Annotated in this window: 11 protein-coding genes; 6 read left to right on the top strand and 5 right to left on the bottom strand. The window is 60.7% G+C overall.

What is annotated here, in order from left to right; all coding sequences use genetic code 11:
- Window positions 1-294: 294 nt before the first annotated feature.
- Window positions 295-2,574, bottom strand: a complete 2,280-nt coding sequence (maeB, locus tag ENGE1_RS25560; protein ID WP_048255264.1) for an NADP-dependent oxaloacetate-decarboxylating malate dehydrogenase — start codon at window positions 2,572-2,574, stop codon at window positions 295-297.
- Between the two features lie 279 nt (window positions 2,575-2,853).
- Here maeB and tal point away from each other — a divergent pair, with 279 nt between their 5' ends.
- On the top strand, window positions 2,854-3,804 hold the full coding sequence (gene tal, locus ENGE1_RS25555; RefSeq protein ID WP_045287163.1) for a transaldolase: 951 nt from the start codon (window positions 2,854-2,856) through the stop codon (window positions 3,802-3,804).
- A gap of 20 nt (window positions 3,805-3,824) precedes the next feature.
- On the top strand, window positions 3,825-5,819 hold the full coding sequence (gene tkt, locus ENGE1_RS25550) for a transketolase (protein WP_048255267.1): 1,995 nt from the start codon (window positions 3,825-3,827) through the stop codon (window positions 5,817-5,819).
- 102 nt (window positions 5,820-5,921) lie between these two features.
- Here the strand turns inward: tkt and nudK are convergent, their stop codons facing one another.
- A complete protein-coding gene (gene nudK / locus ENGE1_RS25545; RefSeq protein WP_043082592.1) occupies window positions 5,922-6,500 on the bottom strand; it encodes a GDP-mannose pyrophosphatase NudK in 579 nt (192 codons plus the stop codon).
- 209 nt (window positions 6,501-6,709) lie between these two features.
- On the opposite strand from nudK, the gene acrD reads away from it, so the two are divergent.
- Complete coding sequence (gene acrD / locus ENGE1_RS25540) at window positions 6,710-9,823, top strand: multidrug efflux RND transporter permease AcrD (RefSeq protein ID WP_048255269.1); 3,114 nt, start codon at window positions 6,710-6,712, stop codon at window positions 9,821-9,823.
- Between the two features lie 88 nt (window positions 9,824-9,911).
- On the opposite strand, the gene ypfM is transcribed toward acrD, so the two are convergent.
- A complete protein-coding gene (gene ypfM / locus ENGE1_RS28735; RefSeq protein WP_106913045.1) occupies window positions 9,912-9,971 on the bottom strand; it encodes a protein YpfM in 60 nt (19 codons plus the stop codon).
- Between the two features lie 292 nt (window positions 9,972-10,263).
- Between ypfM and ENGE1_RS25535 the strand changes: the two genes are divergently transcribed.
- From ENGE1_RS25535 to ENGE1_RS25525, 3 genes are read left to right on the top strand one after another with little or no spacing between them, the layout of a single operon-like run.
- A complete protein-coding gene (locus ENGE1_RS25535) occupies window positions 10,264-10,620 on the top strand; it encodes an ArsC family reductase (RefSeq protein ID WP_043082590.1) in 357 nt (118 codons plus the stop codon).
- A 3-nt stretch (window positions 10,621-10,623) separates the two neighbouring features.
- Window positions 10,624-11,751, top strand: coding sequence for a succinyl-diaminopimelate desuccinylase (dapE, locus tag ENGE1_RS25530; protein ID WP_043082589.1), 1,128 nt, complete (start codon window positions 10,624-10,626; stop codon window positions 11,749-11,751).
- A gap of 25 nt (window positions 11,752-11,776) precedes the next feature.
- A complete protein-coding gene (locus ENGE1_RS25525) occupies window positions 11,777-11,965 on the top strand; it encodes a YpfN family protein (RefSeq protein ID WP_043082588.1) in 189 nt (62 codons plus the stop codon).
- A 51-nt stretch (window positions 11,966-12,016) separates the two neighbouring features.
- Here the strand turns inward: ENGE1_RS25525 and ypfH are convergent, their stop codons facing one another.
- Window positions 12,017-12,715, bottom strand: a complete 699-nt coding sequence (ypfH, locus tag ENGE1_RS25520) for an esterase (RefSeq protein ID WP_043082587.1) — start codon at window positions 12,713-12,715, stop codon at window positions 12,017-12,019.
- Window positions 12,716-12,789: 74 nt separating this feature from the next.
- Window positions 12,790-13,015 (bottom strand): tRNA-binding protein (locus tag ENGE1_RS25515; protein ID WP_303745817.1); only part of this gene is annotated, 226 nt, incomplete at its 5' end.

The following is a 13,015-nucleotide window of genomic DNA, read 5'->3' as shown; positions in this document are numbered from 1 at the left end:
AACCGCCGCTCCCTTGACAATCCCGGCTCCCGGCAACAAAAATCGCCGCTGCGCGGAACCTCAGATTCTGGCGCCCGGCTTTCGGGTACGGCTCGACTCGGCATCCATGCCTCGTTTCGCCTCAGCCAGCATCCATGCTGGCTGCCCCGGCCGGACGTCAGAATCTGAGGCGATTTTAAGCCGGAATTCAAACCCTCAGTCGACCGACTGAACTGAAGATTTATATATACGGGGGAGAGGGAGTATTAAGGTCCCCTCTCCCCACAGGGAGAGGGTTAGGGCGAGGTGCTGGGGCTACAGCGGCTGCGTCTGGGCCTCCACCACCGCCAGCGCCACCATATTGACGATGCGACGCACGGACGCGATCGGCGTCAGGATATGCACCGGCTTCGCCGCGCCCATCAGCACCGGTCCGACGGTCACGCCTTCCGAGCTGGAAACCCGTAGCAGGTTGTAGCTGATGCGGGCGGCTTCCATATTCGGCATCACCAGAATGTTCGCCGCGCCCTTGAGCGGGCTGTCCGGCATGCGCTCGTGGCGGATGCTCTCCACCAGCGCCGCGTCGCCGTGCATTTCGCCGTCGATCATCAGCTCCGGATCGCGCTGGCGCACCAGTTCAAGCGTCGTGCGCATCTTGGTGGCCGCCGCGCAGTTCGATGAGCCAAAGTTGGAGTGCGAGAGCAGCGCCACCCGCGGTTCAATGCCGAAGCGGCGCACGCTCTCCGCCGCCATCAGGGTAATTTCCGCCAGCTCTTCCGGGGTCGGGTCGTCGTTGACGTAGGTATCGGCAATAAAGGTGTTGCCGCTCGGCAGCAGCAGCGCGTTCATCGCACCCGCGGTGTGTACGCCGTCGCGATAGCCGAACAGCTGCTGCACCACGCTGAAGTGCTCGTGATAGTCGCCGATGGTGCCGCAGATCAGCGCATCCGCTTCGCCGCGCTGGACCATGATCGCGCCGATCACCGTCGGATTGGCGATCACGTGGCGCTGCGCCTGCTCCTGGGTGATCCCTTTGCGCTTCATGATCTGGAAGTATTCCATCCAGTACTCTTTAAAGCGCGGATCGGATTCGTTGTTAACAATTTCAAAGTCAACGCCGGGCTTCATCTGCAGGCCCAGTTTCTGCAGGCGCATCTCGATCACGTTCGGACGGCCAATCAGGATCGGCTTCGCCAGCCCCAGGGAGATAAGCTCCTGGGTAGCGTGCAGGACGCGGTTCTCTTCCCCTTCCGCCAGCACTACGCGCTTCGGCTCTTTGCGGGCCTGGGAGAAGATGGGCTTCATGAACAGGTTGGTTTTGTAGACGAACTCGCTGAGCTTCTCTTCGTAGGCGCCGAAGTCCTCGATCGGGCGCTTCGCCACGCCGGAGTCCATCGCCGCTTTGGCGACCGCCGGGGCGATCTTGACGATCAGGCGCGGATCGAACGGTTTCGGAATGATGTACTCCGGGCCGAAGCTTAGATCCTGGTCGCCGTAGGCGGAGGCTACCACTTCGCTCTGCTCGGCGTGCGCCAGTTCGGCGATAGCGTGTACCGCCGCCAGCTTCATCTCTTCGTTAATGGCGGTGGCGCCGACGTCCAGCGCGCCGCGGAAGATGAACGGGAAGCAGAGTACGTTGTTCACCTGGTTCGGATAGTCGGAGCGGCCGGTGCAGATGATGGCGTCCGGACGCACCTCTTTGGCCAGCGGCGGCAGGATTTCCGGCTCCGGGTTAGCCAGGGCGAGGATCAGCGGCGCGCGCGCCATGCGCTTGACCATCTCCTGGGTCAGCACTTTCGGACCGGAGCAGCCGAGGAAAATATCCGCTCCGTCCATCACTTCATCGAGGGTGCGCTTGCCGTTGTCTTCCACCGCGTAGGCGGCTTTGGTTTCCGCCATGTTCGGCTCGCGGTTTTTATAGATAACGCCCTTCGAGTCGCAGACCACAATATTGTGCTTCTGCATCCCGAGCGCCACCAGCAGGTTCATACAGGCAATGGCCGCGGCGCCCGCGCCGGAGACCACCATCCGCACGTCGGAGAGGTTTTTCTCAACCACCCGCAGACCGTTGAGGATAGCGGCGGTGCTGATGATCGCCGTGCCGTGCTGATCGTCGTGAAACACCGGAATATTCATTTTCTCGCGCAGTTTCTGCTCGATGTAAAAGCACTCCGGGGCTTTGATATCTTCAAGGTTGATGCCGCCAAAGGTCGGCTCCAGCGCCGAGACCACCTGAATAAATTTGTCAGGATCCGTCTCGTCCACTTCGATATCAAAGACGTCGATCCCGGCAAACTTCTTAAACAGCACGCCCTTTCCTTCCATCACCGGCTTGCCCGCCAGGGCGCCGATGTTGCCCAGCCCCAGCACCGCGGTGCCGTTGGACACAACCGCCACCAGGTTACCGCGCGCGGTGTATTTGTAAGCCGCCAGCGGATCCTTTTCGATTTCCAGGCAGGGCGCGGCGACACCCGGCGAGTAGGCCAGCGCCAGGTCACGCTGGGTGGCCAGGGGCTTCGTGGGTGACACCTGAATTTTCCCCGGCACCGGAAACTCGTGAAAATCAAGGGCACTCTGTTTTAACTGGTCGTCCATCTTATTGTCCTTTTACGTCACGTATCGTTTTTACAGAAAAAAGTAGCGCGTCTGGCTAAGCGATGAGTATCGCCGTTTAGCGCCCCACAAACTTTGAAGACTGCCATACTCTGAGGACTGATGCTGCAGTTTGTTATTAATTTTTAACAATCATGTTACGTAGTCTTACGGCCCATGCTATCGCCGTCTGCTATGCTTTTTTGTTAAGCAGATCTCATTTCGTTCCGAAGCGCATCTATCAGAACATAGATAAAACATTGCTTTACAGGAGATTTTTTAATGAACCAGTTAGACGGAATTAAACAATTCACTACCGTTGTTGCCGACAGCGGCGACATTGAGTCAATTCGCCACTACCAGCCGGAAGACGCTACCACCAACCCGTCGCTGCTGCTGAAAGCCGCGGGTCTTGAGCACTACAATCACCTGATTGACGACGCCATCCGCTTTGCCAAAAGCACGCCCGGCAGCCGCGAAGAGCAGGTTGTCGCCGCCTGCGACAAGCTGGCGGTCAACTTCGGCGGCGAAATTCTGAAGAGCATTCCCGGACGGGTTTCGACGGAAGTCGACGCCAGGCTCTCTTTTGATAAAGAGAAAAGCATCGCCAAAGCGCATCGCCTGATTGAGCTCTATCAGGAACAGGGCATCGACAAGTCGCGGATCCTCATCAAGCTCGCCTCCACCTGGGAGGGCATCCGGGCCGCCGAGGTGCTGGAGAGCGAAGGCATCCACTGTAACCTGACCCTGCTGTTCTCCTTCGCCCAGGCGCGCGCCTGCGCCGAGGCCGGCGTGTTTCTGATCTCGCCGTTCGTCGGCCGCATCTACGACTGGTATCAGCAGAAAGAGCCGATGGACCCTTACGTGGTTGATGAAGATCCGGGCGTGAAGTCGGTGCGCAACATCTACGACTACTTCAAAGAGCGCCGCTACGACACCATCGTGATGGGCGCCAGCTTCCGCCGCACCGAGCAGATCCTCGCCCTCGCCGGCTGCGATCGCCTGACCATCTCGCCGAACCTGCTTAAAGAGCTGCAGGAGAGCGATGCCACGGTCGAGCGCAAGCTCATTCCGCCGGCGAAGCACTTCAATCGCCCGTCGCCGCTGACCGAAGCGGAGTTCCGCTGGGAGCATAACCAGGACGCAATGGCGGTCGATAAACTCGCGGAAGGCATCCGCCTGTTCGCCGTCGATCAGCGCAAGCTGGAAGATTTGATTGCCGCCAAACTTTAACTTTTTTCATGGAGAACGCTATGTCCCGTAAAGAGCTTGCCAACGCCATCCGCGCCCTGAGTATGGACGCGGTACAGAAAGCCAATTCCGGGCACCCCGGCGCGCCGATGGGGATGGCCGATATTGCGGAAGTGCTGTGGAACGATTTTCTCAGGCACAACCCTAACGATCCGCACTGGTACGATCGCGACCGCTTCGTGCTGTCCAACGGCCACGCCTCTATGCTGCTCTACAGCCTGCTGCACCTGACCGGCTACGACCTGCCGCTCGAGGAGCTGAAAAACTTCCGCCAGCTGCACTCAAAAACGCCGGGGCACCCGGAGTATGGCCTGACGCCGGGCGTGGAGACCACCACCGGCCCGCTGGGCCAAGGCCTGGCCAACGCGGTCGGTTTCGCCATCGCCGAGCGCACCCTGGCGGCGCAGTTTAATCAGCCCGGCCACGATATCGTCGATCACTATACCTACGTGTTCATGGGCGATGGCTGTCTGATGGAGGGCATCTCCCACGAAGCCAGTTCCCTGGCCGGTACCCTGGGCCTGGGCAAACTGATCGGTTTCTATGACCACAACGGCATCTCCATCGACGGCGAAACCGACGGCTGGTTCACCGACGATACCGCGAAGCGCTTTGAGGCCTACCACTGGCACGTGGTGCATGAGATTGACGGCCACGATCCGCAGGCCATCAAAAAGGCGATTGAAGAGGCCCGGGCCGTTACCGATAAACCCTCGCTGATTATCTGCCGCACCACTATCGGCTTCGGCTCGCCGAACAAGGCCGGTAAAGAGGAGTCCCACGGCGCGGCACTGGGCGAAGAAGAGGTAGCCCTCACCCGCAAGCAGCTGGGCTGGAACCATCCGCCGTTTGAGATCCCGAAAGAGATTTACCGCGCCTGGGACGCCCATGAGAAGGGCGAGAAGGCCCAGCAGTCGTGGAAAGAGAAATTCACCGCCTACAAACAGGCGCATCCCGAACTGGCCGCCGAGTTCACCCGCCGGATGGGCAGCGAACTGCCCGCCGACTGGCAGAAAACCGCCGACGACTATATCGCCAAGCTGCAGTCCGAGCCGGCGAAAATCGCCAGCCGCAAGGCCTCGCAGAACGCGCTTAACGTTTATGGCCCGGCGCTGCCGGAATTTCTCGGCGGCTCCGCTGACCTGGCGCCCAGCAACCTGACCATCTGGAAAGGCTCGGTGTCGCTGAAGGAGGAGGCCGCGGGGAACTATATCCACTACGGCGTGCGCGAATTCGGCATGACCGCCATCGCCAACGGCATCAGTATGCACGGCGGCTTTATTCCCTACACCGCGACCTTCCTGATGTTTGTCGAGTATGCCCGCAACGCGGCGCGCATGGCGGCGCTGATGAAGGCCCGGCAGATCATGGTTTATACCCACGACTCCATCGGTCTGGGGGAAGACGGCCCGACCCACCAGGCGGTCGAGCAGCTGGCAAGCCTGCGCCTGACGCCGAACTTCAGCACCTGGCGCCCCTGCGATCAGGTGGAGACGGCGGTGGCCTGGAAGGCGGCCATCGAGCGCAGCGGCGGACCGACGGCGCTGATCCTCTCCCGCCAGAACCTCGCCCAGATGGAGCGTACCCCGGATCAGGTGAAAGCGATCGCCAAAGGCGGCTACGTGCTGAAGGACGCGGGCGGTAAGCCGGATCTTATCCTGATCGCCACCGGCTCAGAGGTTGAGATTACGGTACTGGCCGCCGAGAAGCTGCGGGCGGAAGGCGTTAATGTGCGGGTGGTCTCCCTGCCCTCGACCGACGTGTTTGATGCCCAGGATGAGGCCTACCGCGATTCGGTGCTGCCGCCGGACGTCAGCGCCCGCGTCGCCGTTGAGGCGGGGATTGCCGATTACTGGTACAAGTATGTTGGCCTGAAGGGCGCGGTGGTCGGCATGACCACCTTCGGCGAATCGGCGCCCGCCGATAAGCTGTTCCCGTTCTTTGGCTTTACGGTAGAGAATATCGTGGAAAAAGCGAAGAAGGTGCTGAAGAAGTAGCAGGTAAGGTAACTGCCCGGCGGCGCTGCGCCTGCCGGGCTACCGCCGCTGCTGCAGGCCGGCGCAAGCGAAGCGCCGCCCGGCACGAAAGCGACGCGGACGTCAGGATGTCATCAGTCCGGAGCCCTGCAGATAGTGCAGCAGCAGCACCGTTTTACCGTCGCGAATTTCCCCGCTGTCAATCATCGCCAGCGCCTGCGCGAAGGGCAGCTCCAGCACCTCAATATCCTCATCCTCGATGCCGCCGCCGTCATTAGCCCGGTGAGCGTCGTCGTACTCGGCAATAAAAAAGTGGATCAGCTCGGTCACGCCGCCGGGCGACATATAGAGTTCGAACAGCTTACGCACGTTGCGCACCTCAAAGCCGGTCTCCTCGACGGCCTCTTTGCGCATGCACTCTTCCGGCTGGTCATCGTCAAGCAGTCCGGCGCAGGTCTCAATCAGCTGGCCGTCGGCGTTGCCGTTGACCCAGGTGGCGACGCGAAACTGGCGCACCAGCACCACGCTGCCCTTGCGCGGGTTGTACAACAGCACCGTCGCGCCGTTGCCGCGGTCATAGACTTCGCGCTTGTGGCGCACCACGTCGCCGCTTTTGCGCGTCAGATCGTAAGTAATATTGCGCAGAATAAAGTAGTTATCCGACAGGATCTTGTCTTTGATGATAGTCACGGGGAAGGACATGATGGCTCCACGGCGTCAGAATGAACGGCCAGTCTACGCGTTCGCTCACGCTTTGTCCTTACCCGGCTTTACCTTGATTTGCATCCTCCAAAGGTACGATCGTTTACACTATCTTCTTATTTTCTCCATGTTTGACCCAGGACGGGCCGCTACAGTATTCCGGCTACTTTTATATACCAAAATAAGCATAAAATGAGGTTTCTGCGCTGATGGCGAATTTTTTTATCGATCGCCCGATTTTTGCCTGGGTTTTAGCCATCCTGCTCTGCCTGACGGGAACCCTGGCTATTTTTACGCTTCCCGTCGAGCAATATCCCAAGCTGGTGCCGCCCAACGTGCGCATCATCGCCAACTACCCCGGCGCGTCGGCGCAGACCCTTGAGAATACCGTCACCCAGGTTATCGAACAGAATCTGACCGGGATAGACAACATGATGTACATGACCTCCCAGAGCAGCTCCGCCGGGCAGGCGACCATCACCCTGACCTTTACCGCCGGCACCGATCCTGACGAAGCGATGCAGCAGGTGCAGAACCAGCTGCGTTCGGCGATCAACAAGCTGCCCCAGGCGGTGCAGAGCCAGGGCGTCAACGTGCGCAAGACCGGGGACACCAATATCCTCACCATCGCCTTCGTCTCGACCGACGGCAGCATGGATAAGCAGGATATCTCCGACTACGTGGCGAGTAATATTCAGGATCCGCTCAGCCGGGTCAGCGGCGTCGGGGATATCAACGCCTACGGTTCGCAGTATTCCATGCGCATCTGGCTCGACCCGGCAAAGCTTAACAGCTTCCAGCTCACCACCCTCGATGTCACCAACGCCATCAAATCGCAAAACGCCCAGGTCGCCGTTGGCCAGCTCGGCGGGACGCCGTCGATTGACACCCAGGCCCTGAACGCCACGGTCAACGCCCAGTCGCTGCTGCAGACGCCGGAGCAGTTCAGGAATATCACCCTGCGGGTCAATCAGGACGGCTCGGTGGTGACCCTCGGCGACGTGGCGAAGGTCGAACTGGGAGCCGAGAAGTACGACATCCTCACCCGCTTTAACCGCAACCAGGCCTCCGGGCTCGGCGTCCAGCTGGCCTCCGGCGCCAACGAGATGGCGACCGCCGAAGCGGTGCTCGCCCGGCTCGATGAGCTGTCGCACTTTTTTCCTCACGGCCTTGAGTACAAGGTCGCCTACGAGACCACCTCCTTCGTTAAGGCCTCGATTCACGACGTGGTGAAGACCCTGCTGGAGGCTATCGCGCTGGTGTTCCTGGTGATGTACCTGTTCCTGCAGAACTTCCGCGCAACGCTTATCCCGACTATCGCCGTGCCGGTGGTGCTGATGGGCACTTTCTCGGTGCTGTATGCCTTCGGCTACAGCATTAACACCCTGACGATGTTCGCAATGGTGCTGGCCATCGGCCTGCTGGTGGACGATGCCATCGTCGTCGTCGAGAACGTCGAGCGCATCATGAGCGAAGAGGGCCTCACGCCGCGCCAGGCGACGCGCAAATCAATGGGCCAGATCCAGAGCGCGCTGGTGGGCATTGCCATGGTGCTGTCGGCGGTGTTTATTCCAATGGCCTTCTTCGGCGGCACCACCGGCGCTATCTATCGCCAGTTTTCGGTCACTATCGTGGCCTCAATGGTGCTGTCGGTGCTGGTGGCGATGATCCTCACTCCTGCGCTGTGCGCCACGCTGCTCAAGCCGCTGAACAAAGGCGAGCAGCACGGCCAGAGAGGCTTCTTCGGCTGGTTTAACCGCATGTTTAACCGCCAGGCCGACCGCTATCAGAGCGGAGTGGGTAAAATCCTGCACAGCAGCCTGCGCTGGCTGCTGATTTACGCTCTGCTGCTCGGCGGCATGGTGCTGCTGTTTATCAAGCTGCCGACCTCCTTTCTGCCGCAGGAGGATCGCGGCATGTTCCTCACCTCCATTCAGCTGCCCAGCGGCTCCACCCAGCAGCAGACGATGAAAGTGGTCAGAAAGGTGGAGGACTACTTCCTCAACGAAGAGAAGGCCAACGTCGCCTCGGTCTTTGCCGCCGTCGGCGCCGGCCCCGGCGGCAACGGCCAGAACGTGGCGCGAATGTTTATCCGCCTGAAGGACTGGGGCGAGCGCGATCCGCACAGCGGCAGCTCGTTCGCCATTATCGAACGCGCCACCCGCGCCTTTAATAAAATCAACGAAGCGCGGGTCTATGCCAGCAACCCGCCGGCCATCAGCGGGCTGGGCAGCTCTGCCGGGTTTGATATGGAGCTGCAGGATCACGCCGGACTCGGCCACGATGCCCTGATGGCCGCCCGCGATCGGCTGCTGCAGCTGGCGGAACAGGAGCCCCAACTGGTGCGCGTGCGCCACAACGGCCTCGACGACAGTCCGCAGCTGCAGATTGATATCGACCAGCGCAAGGCCCAGGCGCTGGGCGTGGCGATTAGCGACATTAACGATACGCTGCAGACCGCCTGGGGCTCCGATTACGTTAACGACTTTATGGATCGCGGCCGCACCAAAAAGGTCTACGTCCAGTCCGCCGCGCCTTACCGCATGCTGCCGGACGACATTAACCTGTGGTACGTGCGCAATAAAAACGGCGAGATGGTGCCCTTCTCTGCCTTCGCCACCTCGCGCTGGATAAGCGGATCGCCGCGCCTGGAGCGCTACAACGGCTATTCGTCGGTAGAGATTGTCGGCGAGGCCGCACCCGGCGTCAGTACCGGTACGGCGATGAATATCATGGAGACGCTGGTCAGCCAGCTACCCACCGGCTTTGGCCTGCAGTGGACGGCGATGTCGTATCAGGAGCGGCTCTCCGGCGCGCAGGCCCCGGCGCTGTACGCTATCTCGCTGCTGGTGGTGTTCCTGTGCCTGGCGGCGCTGTACGAAAGCTGGTCGGTGCCCTTCTCGGTGATGCTGGTGGTGCCGCTGGGGGTGATCGGCGCCCTGCTGGCGACCTGGCTGCGCGGGCTGGAGAACGACGTCTATTTCCAGGTCGGGCTGCTGACGGTCATTGGCCTGGCGGCGAAGAACGCGATCCTTATCGTCGAGTTCGCCAATGAGATGAACGCCAGGGGGGAGGATCTGCTGGAGTCCACGCTGCACGCCTGCCGCCAGCGCCTGCGGCCGATTCTGATGACCTCGCTGGCCTTTATCTTCGGCGTCCTGCCGATGGCTACCAGCACCGGCGCCGGCTCCGGCAGCCAGCATGCAGTGGGCACCGGGGTGATCGGCGGGATGGTCTCCGCGACCTTCCTCGCCATTTTCTTCGTGCCGCTATTCTTTGTGCTGGTGCGCCGCCGCTTTCCGCTCAAAGAGCGGGCCGAATAAAACAGAAGGGCGACCTGCCGGTCGCCCTTCTGATAAGTCACGGTTAGCGCATTTGCCGCGGGATCGCTCCCGGCAAGTGTTAGCGGAATTATTTACGAAGCATATCTTCGATAAAGTCTTTCCACTGCCCCAATTCACGTTCAATCATAACAGCCTCTCTTATTATTGCTGGCAGTATACAAAAACCGCATCGCCAGATGAAGCAGGTTCGGACAATTGCTGCGATGGTTGTTACCAAAACGCTGCCCGACCTGTGCTTACTATCTTCAACCTTGCGCTATTTAAATGTGATATAAAGCAAGCTTTTGAATCGCTGATGATTTTGTATGATTACTGACATCAGCAGCAGCGAGGGTCGCTTGATGTTTCGCCGGGCGGCCTCTATGTTGTTAACCCTATTTCCGCCTGCGCCGCAAAGCGCATAGCTACCAGGAGCGACTATGGTTACCCTCTACGGGATCAAAAACTGCGACACCATTAAAAAAGCCCGCCGCTGGCTCGACGAGCAGCAGGTGGCGTATCGCTTTCACGACTACCGGACCGACGGGCTTGACCGCGCCCTGCTGGAGCGCTTTATCGCCGAACTCGGCTGGCAGCCGCTGCTCAATACCCGCGGCACCACCTGGCGCAAGCTGGACGAAGCCACCCGCGCAGGTATCGACAATGCCGATGCCGCCGCAACGCTAATGCTTGAAATGCCGGCAATTGTGAAACGACCATTGCTCTGCGCGCCCGGTAAGCCTATGCTGCTGGGTTTCAGTGATTCCAGTTATCAGCGCTATTTTAAAGAGGTTTAGTCTATGTCATGCCCGGTCATTGAGCTGGCTCAGCAGCTTATTCGCCGCCCTTCACTCAGCCCCGATGACGCGGGTTGCCAGGCGCTGATGATTGCGCGCCTGCGCGCGATTGGTTTTACCGTTGAAGCGATGGACTTCGGCGATACGCAGAACTTCTGGGCGTGGCGCGGCGAGGGGGAAACCCTGGCCTTTGCCGGACACACCGACGTGGTGCCCGCCGGCGACGCCGACCGCTGGATCAATCCGCCGTTCGAGCCGACCATCCGCGACGGTATGCTGTTCGGGCGCGGCGCTGCCGATATGAAGGGCTCGCTGGCCGCCATGGTGGTCGCCGCCGAGCGCTTTGTCGCCCACCACCCCAATCACAGGGGCCGGCTGGCGTTTCTGATCACCTCCGATGAAGAAGCGGCGGCGACCAACGGCACCGTCAAGGTGGTGGAAGCCCTGATGGCCCGCAACGAACGGCTCGACTACTGCCTGGTCGGCGAGCCCTCCAGCACCGAAGCGGTGGGCGACGTGGTAAAAAACGGCCGCCGCGGCTCGCTGACCTGCAACCTGACCATTCACGGCGTGCAGGGCCACGTGGCCTATCCGCACCTTGCCGACAATCCGGTGCACCGCGCCGCGCCGATGCTCAACGAACTGGTCTCCATCGTGTGGGATAACGGCAACGAGTTCTTCCCGCCAACCAGCATGCAGATTGCCAATGTGCAGGCGGGCACCGGCAGCAATAACGTCATCCCCGGCGATCTGTTCGTCCAGTTCAACTTCCGCTTCAGCACCGAGCTCACCGACGAGATGATCAAAACCCAGGTCATCGCCCTGCTGGAGAAGCACCAGCTGCGCTACAGCGTCGAGTGGTGGCTCTCCGGCCAGCCGTTCCTCACCGGGCGCGGCAAACTGGTGGACGCCGTCGTCAACGCCATTGAGCACTATAATGAAATTAAGCCGCAGCTGCTGACCACCGGCGGTACGTCAGACGGCCGCTTTATCGCGCGGATGGGCGCCCAGGTGGTGGAGCTGGGGCCGGTGAACGCCACCATTCATAAAATTAACGAATGCGTGAACGCCGCTGACCTGCAGCTGCTGGCCCGCATGTATCAGCGCATCATGGAACAACTTGTCGCATAGCGGCGCAAACTGAGAGGTATCAGGCATGGAATGGCTAACAAAGTACTGGTGGATCCTGATCCTGGTGTTTATGGTCGGCGTGCTTATCAACGTCATTAAAGACCTCAAGCGCGTGGATCCGAAAAAATTTATGGCGAACAAGCCGGACCTTCCCCCGCATCGCGACTTTAACGACAAGTGGGACGACGAGGACGACTGGCCGAAGAAGAAGTAAACCAGGCAGAAATACTAAAAACGCCCGGCAGGCTACCTGCCGGGCGTTTTTTTATATCAGTTCCACAATATCGTCATCGTTCGGTTTACCGCCGCTCAGCGCCTCGTCGAAGTAGTGCTTCGGCACGGTATAGCGCAGATGGTTAAGCGCAAATGCCATGCTGCGGTCGTCGATGGCGTGACCCAGATCGTCAACGATATCCAGCGTCACGTCGCCGCCGGCTTCAGTCAGGGCCTCCTGGGCCGCCACCGCGTGGGCAAGATCGATAACCCGGTCTTCGCCGCCGTGGATCAGGTGCACGGTAGTGGCGGTGGTCGCCGCCGCCGGCAGCGTCGCGTAGCGGCCGTTGAAGGCGATGACCCGCGAGGCGAGATCCGCCGAGGCCTTAACGCCCTCAAGCGACATAATCGCGCCCTGCGAGAAGCCAATGAGCGCCGTGGCGTGCGGCCCCACGCCGCTCTGCCGCTGCCAGTAGCGCACGGTGTCAATAAAGGTCGGCATAATGGCGTCGATGCGCGCCTGGCGATTGGCCTCGGTGACGCCCTGCACGGAGAACCACTGGCGGCCCGGTGCCGGACCGCACGGCTCAGCGCCGCCGATGCTGATAATCATCGCCTCCGGGAAGTGCGGCGCAAACCAGCTGCCAATCTGCCCCATGGAGACCGGGTTGTCGCCGACGCCATGAAACAACAGCAGCAGCTGCTTTGCCGGGGCTGAGGGACTCTGTACAACAAAATGGTCATGTTTCATGGTGTTCTCCTTGATTCGTTACGCAAAAGTCTACGCCAGCAGGGAAAAATGACCATCGCAGTACGCTGAATGAGTTAGTTAAAAAAATTGCAGTTCTCAACCTGCTCCGCCAGCGCCCGGGCGCGTCCGCCGTCCAGCGCCGCCAGCGCCGACGCCGCCTCCGCGCGCAGCGCCGCCAGCAGCGCCTTGCGCCCGCTCAGGCCGTGGGCCTGCACCAGCGCGGCCTCCGGCTGCCGGGCCAGCGTGGCGCGCAGCAGCCTCAGCGGCAGGCCGCTGGCGAGCGCCAGGCGGTTGAGGCTG

It is taken from the genome of Pluralibacter gergoviae ATCC 33028 = NBRC 105706, from assembly GCF_001598855.1.
Classification (GTDB): Bacteria; Pseudomonadota; Gammaproteobacteria; order Enterobacterales; family Enterobacteriaceae; genus Pluralibacter; species Pluralibacter gergoviae.
The sequence above is the reverse complement of the archived record's forward strand: the minus strand, read 5'-3'. Positions and strand labels throughout refer to the sequence as shown.

Excerpts from the sequence above, each read along its gene's own strand:
- ypfH (WP_043082587.1), bottom strand. The coding sequence starts at position 12,715 with ATGAAACATGACCATTTTGTTGTACAGAGTCCCTCAGCCCCGGCAAAG.
- acrD (WP_048255269.1), top strand. The coding sequence starts at position 6,710 with ATGGCGAATTTTTTTATCGATCGCCCGATTTTTGCCTGGGTTTTAGCC.
- ENGE1_RS25535 (WP_043082590.1), top strand. The coding sequence starts at position 10,264 with ATGGTTACCCTCTACGGGATCAAAAACTGCGACACCATTAAAAAAGCC.
- dapE (WP_043082589.1), top strand. The coding sequence starts at position 10,624 with ATGTCATGCCCGGTCATTGAGCTGGCTCAGCAGCTTATTCGCCGCCCT.
- nudK (WP_043082592.1), bottom strand. The coding sequence starts at position 6,500 with ATGTCCTTCCCCGTGACTATCATCAAAGACAAGATCCTGTCGGATAAC.
- tal (WP_045287163.1), top strand. The coding sequence starts at position 2,854 with ATGAACCAGTTAGACGGAATTAAACAATTCACTACCGTTGTTGCCGAC.
- ENGE1_RS25525 (WP_043082588.1), top strand. The coding sequence starts at position 11,777 with ATGGAATGGCTAACAAAGTACTGGTGGATCCTGATCCTGGTGTTTATG.
- tkt (WP_048255267.1), top strand. The coding sequence starts at position 3,825 with ATGTCCCGTAAAGAGCTTGCCAACGCCATCCGCGCCCTGAGTATGGAC.
- maeB (WP_048255264.1), bottom strand. The coding sequence starts at position 2,574 with ATGGACGACCAGTTAAAACAGAGTGCCCTTGATTTTCACGAGTTTCCG.